Annotated in this window: 14 protein-coding genes; 9 read left to right on the top strand and 5 right to left on the bottom strand. The window is 65.4% G+C overall.

The window, feature by feature from the left end; genetic code table 11:
* Nucleotides 1-69: 69 nt before the first annotated feature.
* A complete protein-coding gene (locus tag R3P95_RS03565) occupies nt 70-555 on the top strand; it encodes a hypothetical protein (RefSeq protein WP_317547284.1) in 486 nt (161 codons plus the stop codon).
* A 34-nt stretch (nt 556-589) separates the two neighbouring features.
* On the opposite strand, the gene R3P95_RS03560 is transcribed toward R3P95_RS03565, so the two are convergent.
* Nucleotides 590-1,456, bottom strand: a complete 867-nt coding sequence (locus R3P95_RS03560) for a tRNA (adenine-N1)-methyltransferase (RefSeq protein ID WP_149406013.1) — start codon at nt 1,454-1,456, stop codon at nt 590-592.
* A 297-nt stretch (nt 1,457-1,753) separates the two neighbouring features.
* Here R3P95_RS03560 and R3P95_RS03555 point away from each other — a divergent pair, with 297 nt between their 5' ends.
* Nucleotides 1,754-2,656, top strand: coding sequence for a RecB family exonuclease (locus tag R3P95_RS03555; protein ID WP_394855383.1), 903 nt, complete (start codon nt 1,754-1,756; stop codon nt 2,654-2,656).
* Nucleotides 2,653-3,465, top strand: a complete 813-nt coding sequence (locus R3P95_RS03550) for a thioesterase family protein (protein ID WP_149405784.1) — start codon at nt 2,653-2,655, stop codon at nt 3,463-3,465. The genes R3P95_RS03555 and R3P95_RS03550 overlap by 4 nt, the downstream gene beginning before the upstream one ends.
* Nucleotides 3,466-3,513: 48 nt before the next feature.
* On the opposite strand, the gene hisG is transcribed toward R3P95_RS03550, so the two are convergent.
* From hisG to metH, 4 genes are read right to left on the bottom strand one after another with little or no spacing between them, the layout of a single operon-like run.
* Entirely contained in the window at nt 3,514-4,365 is an 852-nt protein-coding gene (gene hisG, locus R3P95_RS03545) for an ATP phosphoribosyltransferase (protein WP_037190018.1), read from the bottom strand.
* A 47-nt stretch (nt 4,366-4,412) separates the two neighbouring features.
* Nucleotides 4,413-4,676 carry a phosphoribosyl-ATP diphosphatase gene (locus R3P95_RS03540; protein WP_032398466.1) on the bottom strand — a complete coding sequence of 88 codons (264 nt, stop codon included), beginning with the start codon at nt 4,674-4,676 and terminating at the stop codon, nt 4,413-4,415.
* A gap of 49 nt (nt 4,677-4,725) precedes the next feature.
* Entirely contained in the window at nt 4,726-5,394 is a 669-nt protein-coding gene (locus R3P95_RS03535; protein WP_149405786.1) for an HAD family hydrolase, read from the bottom strand.
* Nucleotides 5,387-8,956, bottom strand: a complete 3,570-nt coding sequence (gene metH, locus R3P95_RS03530) for a methionine synthase (RefSeq protein ID WP_317547282.1) — start codon at nt 8,954-8,956, stop codon at nt 5,387-5,389. Before metH ends, R3P95_RS03535 begins: the two co-directional genes overlap by 8 nt.
* A gap of 173 nt (nt 8,957-9,129) precedes the next feature.
* Between metH and R3P95_RS03525 the strand changes: the two genes are divergently transcribed.
* The 6 genes from R3P95_RS03525 to R3P95_RS03500 all read left to right on the top strand — a co-directional run bounded on the left by R3P95_RS03525 (nt 9,130) and on the right by R3P95_RS03500 (nt 16,265).
* Nucleotides 9,130-10,032 (top strand): PAC2 family protein, encoded by a 903-nt coding sequence (locus R3P95_RS03525; RefSeq protein ID WP_068050790.1) that lies wholly within the window; start codon nt 9,130-9,132, stop codon nt 10,030-10,032.
* A 100-nt stretch (nt 10,033-10,132) separates the two neighbouring features.
* Complete coding sequence (locus R3P95_RS03520; protein ID WP_269594114.1) at nt 10,133-10,480, top strand: molybdopterin oxidoreductase; 348 nt, start codon at nt 10,133-10,135, stop codon at nt 10,478-10,480.
* Nucleotides 10,480-12,969 carry a nitrite reductase large subunit NirB gene (gene nirB, locus R3P95_RS03515; protein ID WP_317547281.1) on the top strand — a complete coding sequence of 830 codons (2,490 nt, stop codon included), beginning with the start codon at nt 10,480-10,482 and terminating at the stop codon, nt 12,967-12,969. The genes R3P95_RS03520 and nirB overlap by 1 nt, the downstream gene beginning before the upstream one ends.
* Complete coding sequence (locus R3P95_RS03510) at nt 12,966-13,265, top strand: Rieske (2Fe-2S) protein (RefSeq protein ID WP_149405790.1); 300 nt, start codon at nt 12,966-12,968, stop codon at nt 13,263-13,265. Before nirB ends, R3P95_RS03510 begins: the two co-directional genes overlap by 4 nt.
* A gap of 82 nt (nt 13,266-13,347) precedes the next feature.
* Entirely contained in the window at nt 13,348-14,835 is a 1,488-nt protein-coding gene (locus R3P95_RS03505) for a TIGR02677 family protein (protein WP_373557664.1), read from the top strand.
* Nucleotides 14,832-16,265, top strand: a complete 1,434-nt coding sequence (locus R3P95_RS03500) for a DUF2398 family protein (protein ID WP_317547280.1) — start codon at nt 14,832-14,834, stop codon at nt 16,263-16,265. Before R3P95_RS03505 ends, R3P95_RS03500 begins: the two co-directional genes overlap by 4 nt.

The raw sequence follows: 16,265 nt of genomic DNA, 5'->3' as shown, positions 1-16,265 counted from the left end.
CGAGTTCATGTTAGCCTCACCTGACCAAGCAGCGGACCGACCATGGGATCAGGGGCTTCACCAGTGAAGATGCGCATATTCTCGGCAGGTGTCGCGCTCGCGGCAGCGATGATTTCGGTGGCCGGCTGCAGTTCGAGCGACGATTCCGATCACACCGATCACAATTCGACGGCAGCCGCCGAAATCAGCGATCCCGCAACCGATGCACCCACCGTCGCAGCACCTACCGCGGCTGAACTCGAAGCATCTCTGCTGCAACTGGTGGCACCGGATGTCGACGCGGCGAGGAAGGCGACTTCGGTCGAGAACGGGCAGGCACGCCTGAGCAACCTCGAAGCGATGACCGCGGCTCTGGCGAACTACGGCGCTATCACGTTCGAGGTTGCCGAACCGACGGTCGAGGGCGAGACGTCCACCGCCGACGTCGCGATCGCCACTCCGCGGGGAACGGCAGCGCCGTCCCCGCAGACCTGGGTGCTGATCGACGGCGACTGGAAGCTCTCAGATGCCAGTACGTGCCAGATTCTCGCCATGGGGCAGGCACCCTGCGCCTAGAGGCCGGGAATCCTCGGCGACGCCGCTGGGATCGTCAGCCCTTGCCGGACCGACGCTGCGGCTTCGGCGTGACGGTGCCCTCGGCGAGGCGTCGGACACTGACGAGGAATGCTGTGTGCCCCTGCATCCGATGCTCGGGGCGAACGGCCAGTCCGACGACGTGCCACCCGCGCACCATCGACTCCCACGAGCGGGGTTCGGTCCAGCACTCCTGCGCGCGAAGGGCTTCGACGACCTTGGACAACTGTGTCACCGTTGCGACGTAGACCAGCAGCACGCCGCCGGGAACGAGAGCCTTCGATACGGCAGGCAGTGCGTCCCAGGGCGCGAGCATGTCGAGGACGACGCGATCTACCTGCTCACCGGGACGATCGACACCGAACTGGTCCACGTCCGCCACCGTCAGGTGCCAGTTGGCCGGCCGCTCGCCGAAGAACGTCTCGACGTTCTTGATCGCGTAGTCGGCGTGGTCCTGGCGAATCTCGTAGGAGATGACCGTCCCTGCGGTACCGACGGCACGCAGCAGCGAGCACGTCAGAGCGCCCGATCCGGCACCGGCCTCCAGCACGCGCGCACCGGGGAACATGTCGCCCTCGTGCACGATCTGGGCTGCGTCCTTGGGGTAGATGACCTGCGCGCCGCGCGGCATCGACAGCACGTAGTCGGTCAGCAGCGGCCGAAGCGCGAGGTAGGGGGTGCCGTTGACGGAGGTGACGACGCTGCCCTCGTCGGCACCGAGCAGTTTGTCGTGCGTGATTCCGCCCCGGTGGGTGTGGAACTCCTTGCCCGCCTCGAGCACCACCGTGTAGTGGCGGCCCTTCCCGTCGGTGAGCTGGACTCGATCTCCGACGCGGAACGGTCCGCTGCGGGCGGGTCCGGTCGGTACCGACTCGACCGGCACGTCGTCATCGGTCGCGAGAGCTTCGTCGAGTTCGATTTCGTCGACAGTTGCGGTGACCACTTCGTCCGCACCGATGACCGGGGCATCGACGATCGCGTCGACCTCGGGCCCGTCGGTCGACGCGGACGCGGAATCACCGAAGGACACAGCATCACCGGACGGCACAGCGGAACCTGCTTTCGTAGCTCTGTTCGGTGCCCGACCTGTTGCGGTCCGACACCCGGGACGACTCGACGTGCCAGACTACGGCCTTGACCGAAGATGTCGGACCAACGGCATAGGGTCGCAGTCGTGAGTATTTCCGCGTCGACGCCCGTCGACTTGCCTCTACTCGATCTCGGCGACAGCGAGCAGACGTCGCCGGCGACGTCCGGCTCCCGCAGTACACCGGCGTTGTCGCCTTCGCGCGCAGGTGATTTCAAGCAGTGCCCACTCCTCTATCGCCTGCGTGCCGTCGACCGGATTCCCGAGGTCTCCACCGAAGCTCAGGTGAAGGGAACTGTGGTGCATGCCGCATTGGAGGCCCTGTACGCGTTGCCCGCACAGGATCGTGTTCCGGCCACTGCGCGAGAACTCGTCGATCCTGCGTGGGAGCGAGTGGTCGCTCGGTCACCCGACATCGAGAGTCTGGTTCCGGCGGACGAAAGACCGGCGTTTCTCGACCGGGCTCGCGCGCTGGTCGCCGGGTACTACGAGCTCGAAGACCCCACTCGATTCGAGCCCGAGTCCTGCGAACAGCGCGTGGAGGTATTGCTGGACGACGGTACGCCGCTGCGCGGATTCATCGATCGGATCGACGTGGCACCGAACGGGATGATCCGCGTCGTCGACTACAAGACCGGCCGGGCACCGCGAGAGTTCACCGAGTCCAAGGCGCTGTTCCAGATGAAGTTCTACGCGTTGATGATCATGCGGATGCGCGGAGTCGTTCCGGCACAACTGAAGTTGATGTACCTCTCCGACAAGCAGGAGCTGACCTACACCCCGGACGAGGGTGAGTTGCGGAGGTTCGAGCGCATGCTCTCGGCCATCTGGAAAGCGATTCTGGCTGCGGGCGAGACCGGCGATTTCCGCGCCAAACGGGGCGCGTTGTGCAAGTGGTGCGACCACCAGGCGCTGTGTCCGGAATTCGGTGGTACTCCCCCGGCGTATCCGGGCTGGCCCACGGCCGCTGCCGAACCGGCGGGGGCCGAGCTGTGACGGTTCCGAATGCCTTCTTCGTTCCCGCCGGTGTCGGCAGCGAAGGCCACGAGCGGGTCACCGCTACCGAGCACACCGTCAGCCTGTGGGCACCGACGATGCAACACGGCGCTCCGCCGTCGGCCCTGTTGGTCCGGGCGCTCGAGCGAGTCGACGCCAGGGAGGACACCCGTATCAGTCGCGTGGCCGTCGACATCCTCGGACCGGTTCCGGTCGGGGACATCGAGATCCGGTCATGGACGGAGCGTCCCGGTGCCAATATCGAGCTCGTTGTCGCGGAACTCTGGGCGGACGGCACGTCGGGAACTGCCCGGGCGGTGGCCCGCGGCAGCGCGTGGCGTATGCGCACCACGCCGACCGACGACGTTGCACACTCCGGGGATCCGGTGATGCGATCGGTGAGCAACGGTGTCGATTACACCTTCGGTGGCACCTGGTCGTCGGGCTATCTCGACGCCGTCGAGTTCAGGACTCTCACCGGACTCGGCGAGCCGGGGCCGGGCCAGGTGTGGGCAAGACCCAGACCCGTTCTGGTGCAGGGTGAATCGATGACTCCGTTGGAGAGACTGTTCTCGATCGCCGACATCGCCAACGGAATCGGAGCCAAGCTCCCGATCGACGAATGGACGTTCCTGAACACCGATCTGACCGTGCACGTGTTCCGCGTGCCGCAGGGAGATTGGATCGGGGTGTCCGCCGAGACCTCCACCGGGCCGGACGGAATCGCAATGTGCGCGGGCACCCTCAGCGACGAACGAGGACCTGTCGGTCGCATCGCTCAGACGGTGTTGGTTCGACGTCGCAGCTGACGTCTCGTCCGATCGAGACGTCAGCGCTGTGACGACGTGAATTCGGATTCAGAACGCGCGGCAGGACCTGATGTCGGAGGCGAGGATCGCCTTGGCACCGAGCTCGGCGAGCTGGTCCATGACATTGTTGTGGACCTTACGAGAGACCATGGCGCGCACGGCAACCCAGTTGTCGTCGACCATCGGCGCCAGGGTGGGCGATTCGATTCCAGGAGTGATCTTGACGGCCTCGTCGAGGATCGACTTGGGGCAGTCGTAATCGAGCATCAGGTACTGCTGCGCGAAGACGACGCCCTGTACGCGGGCGATGAGTTGCTTGCGTGCGGAGTCGGTGCCCGGGGTGCCTGCTCGTTCGATCAAGACGCCCTCGGAATCGCAGAGAGATTCGCCGAATGCCACGAGGTTGTTCTGACGCAGCGAGCGACCCGACTCCACGACGTCGGCGATCGCGTCGGCGACCCCGAGCTGGATGGAGATCTCCACCGCACCGTCGAGGCGGATGACCGTTGCTTCGAGTCCTCTGGCGGCCAGATCCTTGCGCACCAGGTTGGGATAGGACGTCGCGATGCGCAATCCACCCAGATCCTCGGGTGCCCACTCCTTGCCCGCGGGTGCGGCATAGCGGAAGGTCGATCGGCCGAATCCGAGTGCCAGCCGCTCTTCGACAGCAGCACCCGAATCGAGAGCCAGGTCGCGTCCGGTGATGCCCAGATCCAGCTGCCCGGATCCGACGTAGATCGCGATGTCTTTGGGGCGCAGAAAGAAGAATTCGACGCCGTTCGCCGGATCGAGAACCGTCAGATCCTTGGAATCGCTTCGGCGTCGGTAGCCGGCTTCACTGAGAATTTCGGCGGCGGACTCGGAGAGAGCGCCCTTGTTGGGTACGGCTACGCGCAGCATGGAGTTTTCCTTGTTCGACGAGTTCGGGAGCGACATGCGGATCGAACTCACAGATGTTTGTAGACGTCCTCGAGTTCGAGGCCTCTACCCACCATCATCACCTGGACCCAGTAGAGCAGCTGCGAGATCTCCTCGGCGAGTGCCTCGTCGCTCTCGTGCTCGGCGGCGATCCACACTTCACCGGCTTCTTCGAGGACCTTCTTGCCCTGGAAATGAACTCCCGCGTCCAACGCTGCTACGGTGCCCGAACCCTCGGGGCGGGTCTTCGAGCGGTCGGTGAGCTCGGCGAACAGCGAATCGAAAGTCTTCACGGATGGATATTCTTTCACGTCGTCGCTCGGGGGTACGAATCGGTCGAGATCAGGATGCCCAGGCTCGCCGCACCTCGTCGGCGGTCAATCCGACGAGACCATCGCGGATGGTGTACCCCGGTGCGGCCGGCACCGCGATTTCGGACGGAACCACCAGCACCGGACAACCGGCGGTGTGCGCCGACAGCGAACCGGTGGGCGAGTCCTCGACCGCAAGGCACGAGGCTGCGTCGAGTCCGAGCAACGCTGCACCGCGCAGGTACGGGGCCGGGTGCGGTTTGCCTGCCTCGACCTCGTCGCCGGTGACCGTGATGTCGAAGTACTCGCGCCCCAGGGTGTCCAGAGCCCGCTCGACCAGACCCCGCTCGGTGTTGGTGACCAACCCGGTCGACAGACCCATCTCGCGCACGAGCGCAAGAGCATCCTTGGCACCGGGTCGCCACGGGATCCCCTCGGCGAACAGGTCTCCGACTCGCGTGGTCAGCCACTCGCGGCCCTCGACCAGGCGCTCGTCGGTGACCTCGACCCCGGCATTCGCCAAGACCTTCCGCAGTGCATCCCACATCGAGTTGCCGAGGGTGCTTTCACGCACCTCCGCGCTGAGTTCCGTTCCCAGTGAGCGGGAGTACTCACCGATGGCGACGTCCCAGATCTTCTCCGAGTCGAGCAGTGTGCCGTCCATGTCCCACAGGACACCCTGCAGGTGGGTTCTAGACATTGAAGTACTTGGCCTCCGGGTGATGAAGTACGAACGCATCGGTCGACTGTTCGGGGTGTAGCTGCAGTTCCTCGGAGAGCTTCACGCCGATTCGCTCGGGTTCCAGAAGTGCGGCGAGCTTGATGCGGTCCTCGAGATCGGGGCATGCGCCGTAGCCGAACGAGTAACGCGCACCGCGATATTCGAGTTTGAAGAAGCCCTCGGCCTCGGTGGGATCCTCCGAGGCGACGGAATTGCCGTCGGAGAGCTTCAGTTCCTCGCGTACCCGGCGGTGCCAGTACTCGGCCAGGGCTTCGGTGAGCTGAACGCCGATTCCGTGGACCTCGAGGTAGTCACGGTACGAGTCGGCGGCGAACAGCTCGTTGGCGAAGTCCGCGATGGGCTGGCCCATCGTCACCAGGTTCATCGGCAGAACATCGACCTTGCCCGATTCCCGTGCAGCCGAACGCGACCGAACGAAGTCCGATATGCAGAGGAAGCGGTCGCGGTGCTGCCGTGGGAAAGTGAACCGAAAACGTTCGGGCGCATCGGGTTCGGGTTCGGTGAGCACGACGACGTCGTCGCCCTCCGAGACCGCCGGGAAGTACCCGTACACCAATGCCGCGTGTGCGAGGATGCCGTCGGTGCTCAGTCGATCGAGCCAATACCGCAGGCGCGGTTTGCCTTCCGATTCCACCAGGTCCTCGTACGTGGCACCTTCGCCCTTGCGGGCACCGCGCAGACCCCATTGCCCCAGGAACAGGGCCCGCTCGTCGAGCAGCCCCGAGTACTCCGACAGTGACACGCCCTTGACGATGCGCGTGCCCCAGAACGGCGGCACCGGGATGTCGATGTCGGCAGCAACATCGGAACGTTCGGGCACGACCACCGGCGCTTCGGCGGCCTTGCGCTTCTCGGCGATGCGCTTGGACCGCTCGTGGCGTTCCTTGCGCTCGGCCGTCTTGGCCTTCGCAGCGAGTGCCTCGGGGCTGTCCGGGGCCGGTCCGCCACCACGCTTGGTGGTCATGATGGTGTCCATCAGGCGAAGGCCCTCGAATGCATCACGCGCATAGTGCACGTCGCCCTCGTAGACGTCCTGCAAGTCGTTCTCGACATACGACCGGGTCAGCGCCGCTCCGCCCAACAGAACCGGGAATTGCTCGGCGACACCCTTCGAGTTGAGTTCGATGAGGTTGTCCTTCATGACAACGGTGGACTTGACCAGTAGCCCGGACATGCCGATCACGTCGGCGCGCTTGTCGATCGCGGCTTCCAGAATGGTCGAAATCGGTTGCTTGATACCGAGATTGACCACCTCGTACCCGTTGTTGCTCAGGATGATGTCGACGAGGTTCTTACCGATGTCGTGCACATCGCCCTTGACGGTACCGAGCACGATGCGACCCTTGCCGTCGTCGTCGGTCGCTTCCATGTGCGGTTCGAGATACGCCACAGCAGCCTTCATCACCTCGGCGGAGGCGAGCACGAACGGCAGCTGCATCTGACCGGAGCCGAACAGCTCGCCCACGGTCTTCATCCCCGAGAGCAACGTCTCGTTGATGATTTCCAGCGGCGGCTTCTCGGCCATCGCGGCGTCGAGATCGACGTCGAGGCCGTTGCGTTCGCCGTCGACGATGCGTCGTTCGAGGCGCTCGAACAGCGGCAAACGGCCGAGTTCCTCGGCGCGAGATTCACGCGCCGACGCCGCGGAGACCCCCTCGAAGAGCTGCATGAGCTTCTGCAGCGGGTCGTAGCCCTCGCTGCGGCGGTCGTACACCAGATCGAGGGCCGTCTCGCGCTGCTCGTCGGGAATCTTGTTCATCGGCAGGATCTTCGACGCGTGCACGATGGCGGTGTCGAGGCCGGCCTGTGTGCACTCGTGCAGGAACACCGAGTTCAGCACCTGGCGTGCAGCGGGATTGAGGCCGAACGAGATGTTCGACAGCCCGAGGGTGGTGTGCACCTTCGGGTACTTCTCCTTGAGCTGCCGGATCGCCTCGATGGTCTCGATGCCGTCGCGTCGCACCTCTTCCTGGCCCGTGGAGATCGGGAAGGTGAGGGTGTCGACGATGATGTCCTCGTGGCGCAGGCCCCAGTTCTCGGTGATGTCGGTGATCAACCGGTCTGCGACGCGCACCTTCCACTCGGCCGTCCGCGCCTGTCCCTCTTCGTCGATGGTCAACGCAACGACGGCGGCGCCGTGCTCCTTGACCAGACGCATGATCTTCTGGAATCGCGAGTCGGGTCCGTCGCCGTCCTCGTAGTTGACCGAGTTGACCGCGCTGCGGCCACCGAGGTGCTCCAAACCTGCTTCGAGAACGGCAGGTTCGGTGGAGTCGAGCATGATCGGCAGGGTCGACGCCGTCGCCAGTCGGCTGGCCAGCGCGGCCATGTCCGCGGCGCCGTCGCGGCCGACGTAGTCGACGTTGAGGTCGAGCATGTGCGCGCCGTCGCGGGTCTGGTCCTTGGCGATGTCGAGGCACTTCTCGTAATCCTCGGCGAGCATCGCGTCGCGAAATGCCTTGGACCCGTTGGAGTTGGTGCGCTCACCGATCATCAGGATGCTGGCATCCTGCTCGAACGGAACGGCGGTGTAGAGCGAGGAGACGCCCGGCTCGGGCGCGGGCTGCCGTTCGAGTTTCGTTGCCCCGTGCACCATGTCGGCAACCTGGCGGATGTGATCGGGCGTGGTGCCACAGCAACCGCCGACCAGAGCCAACCCGTACTCGCTGACGAAACCGCTCAGGGCCTCGGCCAATTCGGGAGCGGTCAGTGGGTACTCGGCCCCTTTCGCGCCCAGGGTGGGCAGGCCGGCATTGGGCATCACCGACACCGGAAGACGCGAATGCTTGGACAGATGGCGCAGGTGCTCGCTCATCTCGGCCGGGCCGGTCGCACAGTTGAGCCCGATCATGTCGATACCGAGGGGTTCGAGTGCCGTCAGTGCGGCACCGATCTCGCTGCCGACGAGCATCGCGCCCGTCGTCTCGACGGTGACGTGGGTGATGATCGGGATGCGGACGCCCAGCTTGTCCATCGCGTGCTGGCTGCCGATGATCGCGGCCTTGACCTGTAGCAAGTCCTGGCAGGTCTCGACCAGGATGGCGTCGGCACCGCCGTCGATCATGCCGAGGGCGGCTTCGGTGTACGCGTCGCGCAGTCGGGCGAAGGGAGCGTGGCCGAGCGTGGGGAGCTTGGTACCGGGGCCCATGGAACCCAACACGAAGCGACCCATCCCGTCGCGGCCCGGGCCCATCTCGTCGGCGGTCTCACGCGCGAGCCGGGTGCCTTTCTCGGCCAACTCGCGGATGCGGTCCTCGATGTCGTAATCGGCCAGGTTGGGCAGATTGCAGCCGAAGGTGTTGGTCTCGACGGCGTCCGCACCGGCCGCGAAGTACTCGCGGTGAATCTCACGCAGCACGTCCGGCCTGGTGGCATTCAGGATTTCGTTGCATCCCTCCAGACCGAGAAAGTCGTCGAGAGTGAGGTCGGCGTCCTGGAGCATCGTGCCCATCGCTCCGTCGCCGATGACAACACGACGTGAAATCGCATCGAGCAGACTGGGCTTGTGTTGAGCGGGCATCACTACAGAGTAGTGGGCACCGAAGTTACGTCGGGTCGTAGGCTGTCGTGGTGAGTCCCCGAAACCTCGATGGCCAGTCCCCGATCGACGACGGAAACGAAAATACGGACATTTCAGGTGCCGGATCGGATGTGCCTCTGGATGCTGCATTGATCGAGGCCGTCCACGATGCTGTGGCCAATGCCACAGACCTCGACGACCTCGACGATCTCGACGACGTCATTCCCGAGTTGCGCTCCCCGATCCTGGTCGCTGCCTTCGAGGGCTGGAACGACGCGGGAGATGCAGCCAGCGGCGCGATCGAGCATCTGGAGCTGATCTGGGACGCCAGTCCGCTGGCCGAACTGGACTCGGAGGACTACTACGACTACCAGGTCAACCGCCCGACGGTCCGGCAGGTGGACGGTGTCACGCGCGAGATCGAGTGGCCGTCGACTCGGCTGTCGGTGTGTTCGCCTCCCGGCAGCTCGCGCGATGTGGTGCTGCTACGCGGCATCGAGCCGAACATGCGCTGGCGCAGTTTCTGCGACGACCTTCTCGAATTCGTCGAACAGCTCGGCGTCGAGACCGTGGTGATCCTCGGCGCACTGCTGGCGGACACTCCCCACACCAGACCCGTTCCGGTGACCGGCACCGCCTACAGCACCGAATCGGCCGAGCAGTTCAACCTGGAACAGACTCGCTACGAGGGACCGACCGGGATCACCGGTGTGCTGCAGGACGAGTGCGTCAAGGCCGGAGTGCCCGCGGTTTCCTTCTGGGCTGCGGTCCCGCACTACGTCTCCCAGCCGCCCAACCCCAAGGCCACCGTGGCGCTGCTGCAGCGGGTCGAGGACGTGCTCGACATCGAGGTACCGCTCGGCGAACTGCCCACCCAGGCCGAGGAATGGGAAGAGGCGGTGACCGAGATGACGAAGGAAGACGAGGAGATCAGCGAATACGTCCGCAGCCTCGAGGAACGCGGCGACGCCGAGGTGGACATGTCCGATGCGATCGCCAAGATCGACGGCGACGCCATCGCGGCCGAATTCGAGAAGTACCTGAGGCGACGCGGTCCGGGCAACTTCGGGCTCTGACCGACCGCACAGGAGGAGCCGGGGGCCGGTGAGGTCTTTCTGATCCCGACGTAACGTCACCGCAGCGGTGACGTCACCCCGACCCCGCAACCTCGTGGGTATGGCCAGCACACCGCGATTCCTGCAAGGCGTCTTCTCGTTCACCGGACACGGTCTGGACAAGCCCGAGCTGATCGATCCCAGCCTCAGCTTCGTCGTCCCCGAGGGTGCGACGGCTCAGCCGCTGTACTTTCGCGGCGGGAATTCGAGCGAGGAGCTGGTGGTCGTGACCTTGCTGCGCGACGGCAGTCCGATGCGCATGTTCCCGATGGGTGCCAAGAGCGGCGTGAACATTCCGCTGCGGGTGGTCGAGGACGTCGATCCGGACACGGTGCTCGAATTGGTCGTCGCCGCCCCTGCCGGAACCAGCGGAGAGGTCGTCGTCGATTTCGGTCTGGTGCTGATCTGATGACCGCGGGCAAGCAGCGGCTGTTGGTGGTCGGTAACGGGATGGCCGGTGCCAGGGCGGTCGAGGAGATCATCAAACGCGGCGGCAGTTCGTCGTTCGAGATCACCATGATCGGCGACGAGCCGTACGGCAACTACAACCGAATCATGCTCTCGCACGTGTTGTCCGGCGAGGCCACCGTCGACGACGAGGACCTGATCCTCAACCCGATGAGCTGGTACAGCGAGAACGGCGTCACGCTGCACGCCGGAGACCGCGCGATCTCACTCGACCGGTTCTCCAAGACAGTCGTCTGCGAGAGCGGTCGGTCCGTCGACTACGACGTGCTGATCATCGCCACCGGCAGCAACACGTTCTTCCCCAACATGGACGGTCTCCGCGAGTCCGACGGCAGGCTGGCGCGCGGCGTGTTCGGCTTCCGCACCATCGCCGACACCAACGGCATGCTGCAGATGGCGCAGTCGCGCGACGACGTCTGCGCCGTCGTCATCGGCGGCGGTCTGCTCGGACTCGAAGCCGCATACGGCTTGCGCACGCAGGGCCTGGAAGTGAACGTGGTGCACTCCCCCGGTCACCTGATGAATCAGCAGCTCGACGAGCGTGGCGGCCGCGTACTGCGTAACAAGATCGAGTCACTCGGCGTCGGCGTGCACACCTCCAAGCGAACCACCTCGGTGTTGCGCTCCGAGGACGGCGTCGTCACCGGCGTGGGGTTCAACGACGGCACCTCGCTCGCCGCTGACATGGTGGTGGTCACCGCGGGCATTCGTCCCAGCGTCGATTTCGCTCGCGCCGGCGGACTGGTGATCGAACGCGGAATCGTCGTCGACGACCAATTACGTTGCGAGGACGAGGGTTCCATCTATGCCGTCGGTGAATGCTGCCAACACCGCGGCGAGGTCTACGGCCTCGTCGCTCCGCTGTGGGAGCAGGCCGTCGTGTTGGCAGACGTGCTCACCGGAGCCGATCCCACTGCGGCGTACCACGGTTCGCGTCTGACCACCAAGCTCAAGGTCGCCGGTGTCGACGTGGCGTCGATGGGGATCACCGCCCCCGAACGCGACGACGACGAGTTCGTCCAGTTCTACGAGCCGCGCAGCGGTACGTACAAGTCGGTGATCGTGCGGAACAACAAACTCGTCGGTGCCACCCTGCTGGGCGACATCTCCAAGGCCAACTTCCTCACCCAGGCGTTCGACGAGAAAGTGCCGTTGCCCGACGAGCGCATCAGCATGCTCTTCGACATGGGAACCCCCTCTGCGGCAACAGGAGCCGCCGAGCTGGCCGACGACGTCCAGGTGTGCAACTGCAACGGCGTCACCAAGGGAGCCATCGTGGCCTGCGTACACGCAGGCGCGAAGAACCTCGGCGACGTGACCGCGAAGACCCGGGCGGGCAAGGGGTGCGGATCGTGCAAGGGACTGGTGAAGGACATCATCGCGTGTGCAGCAGGCGGTGCCGTCGAGGCCGACCCGACCGCAGACTGGTACGTGCCGTGTATCCCGATGACCAAGCCGGAGCTGATCGACGCGATTCGCGCGCAGGATCTTCGGGCGGTGTCTGCGGTCTTCGCCGCGTTGGCGACCGGTGGAGCGGAGGATGCCGCGGCCAAGATGCCGTTGGCGTCGTTGCTGCGGACGGTATGGGGCCCGGACTGGGTGGACGAGCGGGGCGCGCTGTTCATCAACGACCGAGTCCACGCCAACATCCAGCGGGACGGCACATTCTCGGTGGTGCCCCAGATGAAGGGTGGCGTCACCACCCCGGATCAGTTGCGCAAGATCGCCGACGTCGCGGACAAGTACCACGTTCCGCTGGTCAAGGTCACCGGCGGTCAGCGTATCGACCTCCTCGGCATCAAGAAGGAAGACCTGCCGAAGGTGTGGGGCGATCTGGACATGCCCTCCGGGTTCGCGTACGGCAAGAGCATGCGCACGGTGAAGACCTGCGTCGGCAGCGACTACTGTCGCTTCGGCCTCGGCGACTCGACGGCACTGGGCATCGCCCTCGAAGAACGGTTCCAGGGCTTGGAGACTCCGGCGAAGTTGAAGCTCGCGGTCGCGGGCTGCCCGCGCAACTGCTCGGAGGCACTGTGCAAGGACTTCGGCGTCGTCTCGGTGGGTGAGGACAAATGGGAGATCTACGTCGGAGGTGCGGCCGGTGCACACATCCGCAAGGGCGATCTACTGGCCACCGTGACGGGGGCCGAGGAGGTTCTGACCGTGGCAGGCAGGTTCATTCAGCATTACCGTGAGAACGCCCAGTGGCTCGAGCGAACGTACGCGTGGGTTCCGCGTGTCGGTCTCGAAGAACTGCAGTGCGTGCTGATCGACGACCGCGACGGCATCGTCGCCGGACTCGACGAACGAATGCAGGCATCGGTGGACGGGTACATCGACCCGTGGCAGGACCGCGCCGCACCGAAGTCACCCGCCCAGTTCACCCCATCGCTGCCCCTGCTTCCGCTGCCACAGGTGCCGGTCCGATGAGCGTGCCGGTCGGGGCCGTGGAGGACCTGACGCCAGGCGAGGGACGGGCCTACGTGGTGGACGGCAAACAGGTGGCGGTGTTCCTGCTCCGTGACGGCTCAGTCCGTGCGATGGATGCCGTGTGCCCGCACAAGGGCGGACCGCTGGCAGACGGTCAGATCGACGGATCCATCGTCGTGTGTCCGCTGCACCAGTACACCTTCTCGCTCGACGACGGCACCTGCCCCAGCGGCATCGACTCGGTGCGCACCTACCCCGCCGCAGTGGTGGACGGAAAAGTCACCGTGGAGCTGTAACCGGCACGGTTGAACGACCGAGAGCCTGACCCCCTACCCTGTTCCAGTGAGCGAATCAGGCGAGGAGGCACGGCAGGGAGCCGTGAATGCGTTCGTGGAGGAAGATCGCCTCGGTCTCTTCTCGTTCGCCGTTGCCGAGAAGCGTTCCGAGTACCTGGCTGTTCTCCGGGCATTCGACACCGCACGAGCCAACTACGTCGTCCTGCTGCACTCCGGAGACGTCGCCGACCTCATCGCACGCAGCTCCGGGCACCACGAAGCGCTGAGCACCCTCGACATCGCGCCTCTGCTCGATCAGCTCCACGCCTGGGGCCTGCTCGAACGCAGCTACGACGGCACCCGCGCCGCCACCCTCGCCGAGTACCGCAACCGTCACTTCGTCTACCAGTTCGGCCAAGCCGGCTACAAGGCCTACCGAGCGGTCGAGGACGTGCTCGGGGCCCGCCTGGACGACGCCGCCCTGTCGCGGCTGGTGCTGCCCGAGCTACTGGCCGACATGCACGAGCTGGCCGAGGCGAACCGTCAGGCCGACGGCGATCGCATCTACCGCAAGCTCAGTCGACTCGATTCGACGTTGTCGGAGATGGCGACCCGCGCCGCCCACTTCTACCTGGTGCTCGGCGACCTCGTGCGCACCACCGAGATCACGCCGGAGTCGTTCCTGGTCCACAAGGACGCCCTGCTGACGCACATGCGTGAATTCAGCTCCGACCTGACCCGCTACGCACCGAAGCTCGCCGAGGCGATAGCACTCGTCGAGAGCACCGGAATCGAGGAACTCGTCGAGCGAGCCGCGATCAGCGACGAACGAGTTTTCCTCACCGTCGCCGAACGCCGCGCCGACTGGACCGATCGCTGGGCCGGCCTCTCGCACTGGTTCGTCTCGGCCGAGTCCGAACTCAGCGAGTCCGAGCGACTCCGCGAGGGCACGATGAGCGCGATCGCCGCCGTGCTGTCGCTGCTGCGCCGGGTCACCGAGACCCGCAAGGGCGGAGTCAGTCGCGAGAGCCAATTGCGCCACCTGGCCGGTTGGTTCGCTGCCGCACCGACCGAAGACAGCGCGCACGCTCTGTTCCATGCCGTGTTCGGCCTGGGCAGACCGCGGCATCTGTCGATGGTGCATCCCGACGCCGACATCATCCCGACATCCCGATCGTGGTGGGAGGCACCTCCGGTCGAGATCTCGCGCACCCTGGCCGAGACCGGACGCACCCCGACCCCCGGTGTTCCGGGACGGGTGCAGCGCAACGACGGCGGCATCAGACGGCTTCGCGAGCAGCAACTCGAGTCGCAGCGATCACGCAGTGCCGCAGCGCAGTCGCTTGCCTCCGCCGGAATCCACGACCGGATTCTCGACGAGCAGGAAACCGAGGTGCTGTTGAGTCTGTTGAACGCTGCGTTGACCGCCCGGGTACGCGTGAGCGGACGCACCTCCGACTCGTCCGGATCGGACAGCGGCGTGCGCCTGACGCTCAGCGACAGCGACCGTTCGACGATCGTGCGGACCAGCAGAGGCCGGCTGCATCTGGACCGCCTCGCGCTCGAGGTCAGCGAGGTGGCACGCCGATGAGAGCTCGCGAGATCTCCACCCTCGCACTGGATTCCTACCAGCGGGCCGCCCGGGTCGCGCTGTCGAATCACCTGGTGACCACGACGTACCCCGATCGGATCGCGCTGCCACTGCTGCGCAGATGGGCCACCGAGTTGCGCGAGGATCTGCTCGAGCTGTTCGGATATCGCCTCGAGGTCACCGAGACCACGGCTCGCCTGTTCCCGGTGATCGACGCACTCGACGACAGTCAACCCGCGCGAACGCCCACCGACCGAATCTTCGACCGCCGCAGGTACGCGTACCTGGCGTTGGCGCTGGCGGCACTCGGCCGGGCGGGCAACCAGATCACTCTGTCCGAACTTGCCGATCATGTTGCAGCAGAGGCGAGTCAGGTCGACGGCGTCGAGCTGACAACCGACCGGGCAAGCGACCGAGACGCGTTCGTCGACGCGATCGGGTGGCTCGCGACACGCGGGGCCATCGCGTTGGCCGACGGTGACGCGAGCGGCTGGGCGAACAACCCGTCCGCAGGCGAGGCGCTCTACGACATCGACCGTCCCGTCGTCGTTGCCATGTTCAGGCCGCCCCGCGCCGTGCAGCATCTGCGGTCGATTCGCGGTTTGCTGGCCGGCTCGGACGCCGCGATCGACCCCGAGGAATCCGATTCGGGACAGACCGATTCCGGGCGTGAGGCAGATCCGAAGGAAACGCTGCGTGCGGTACGCCGTGCGTTGGTGGAGCAACCGGTCGTCTATTTCGACGATCTCGACCCGGACGGCCGCACGGCCCTCGCCGCGTCGCGCACCGTTGCCGACGTCGAGTTGCTGACCGGCCTCGTCGCCGAGCGTCGCGCCGAGGGAGTGGCCCTCATCGACACCTCGGGACGACTCTCGGACTACCGATTCCCCAGCACCGGAACCATTGCCCAGGTCGCATTGCTGATCGCTGGCGAGATCTCGGACCGGGTGATCGATCCGGATGCACCCGCGCTGGCGACCTACCCCCTTCCCGACGGTGACGCCCTGATCGAGCAGTTGGACGGTGCCATTCCCGACGGTGGAGTCTTCGGTGATCTCTCAGAATTCGGGTTCGGTTCCGATGCAACGGCATTCGACGATGCCGTGGACAAAAAGCAGTATCCGCTCATCGAGGACAGTTGGTTGGTCTCGGTGGTCGACGATCTCGTCGAACGGTTCGGGCGTACGTTCGCCGCGCAGTGGCAGACCGATCGCGACGGCCTACGGCTCCGAGCGATCGCGATGCTGCATCGTCTTCGACTGATACACAGCGTGTCCGGCGGCGTGCTGGTGCTACCTGTGATCGCGCGATACCGCGACGTGATGGTCAGCGTGCGCGATCGGACCCCGCAGGATTCGCTGTTCGGTACCGAACAGTCCCCCAGTACCGACCAGTCAAGCAGCACCGATGCATCCGAAGTAGAGGCTTGA

Source organism: Rhodococcus cercidiphylli (genome assembly GCF_033042225.1).
In the GTDB taxonomy this organism is placed as follows: domain Bacteria; phylum Actinomycetota; class Actinomycetes; order Mycobacteriales; family Mycobacteriaceae; genus Rhodococcoides.
Note: the sequence above shows the minus strand (reverse complement) of the source record. Positions and strands in the feature narration are given on the sequence as shown.

Excerpts from the sequence above, each read along its gene's own strand:
- R3P95_RS03565 (WP_317547284.1), top strand. The coding sequence starts at position 70 with ATGCGCATATTCTCGGCAGGTGTCGCGCTCGCGGCAGCGATGATTTCG.
- hisG (WP_037190018.1), bottom strand. The coding sequence starts at position 4,365 with ATGCTGCGCGTAGCCGTACCCAACAAGGGCGCTCTCTCCGAGTCCGCC.
- R3P95_RS03535 (WP_149405786.1), bottom strand. The coding sequence starts at position 5,394 with ATGTCTAGAACCCACCTGCAGGGTGTCCTGTGGGACATGGACGGCACA.
- metH (WP_317547282.1), bottom strand. The coding sequence starts at position 8,956 with ATGCCCGCTCAACACAAGCCCAGTCTGCTCGATGCGATTTCACGTCGT.
- R3P95_RS03520 (WP_269594114.1), top strand. The coding sequence starts at position 10,133 with ATGGCCAGCACACCGCGATTCCTGCAAGGCGTCTTCTCGTTCACCGGA.
- nirB (WP_317547281.1), top strand. The coding sequence starts at position 10,480 with ATGACCGCGGGCAAGCAGCGGCTGTTGGTGGTCGGTAACGGGATGGCC.
- R3P95_RS03510 (WP_149405790.1), top strand. The coding sequence starts at position 12,966 with ATGAGCGTGCCGGTCGGGGCCGTGGAGGACCTGACGCCAGGCGAGGGA.
- R3P95_RS03500 (WP_317547280.1), top strand. The coding sequence starts at position 14,832 with ATGAGAGCTCGCGAGATCTCCACCCTCGCACTGGATTCCTACCAGCGG.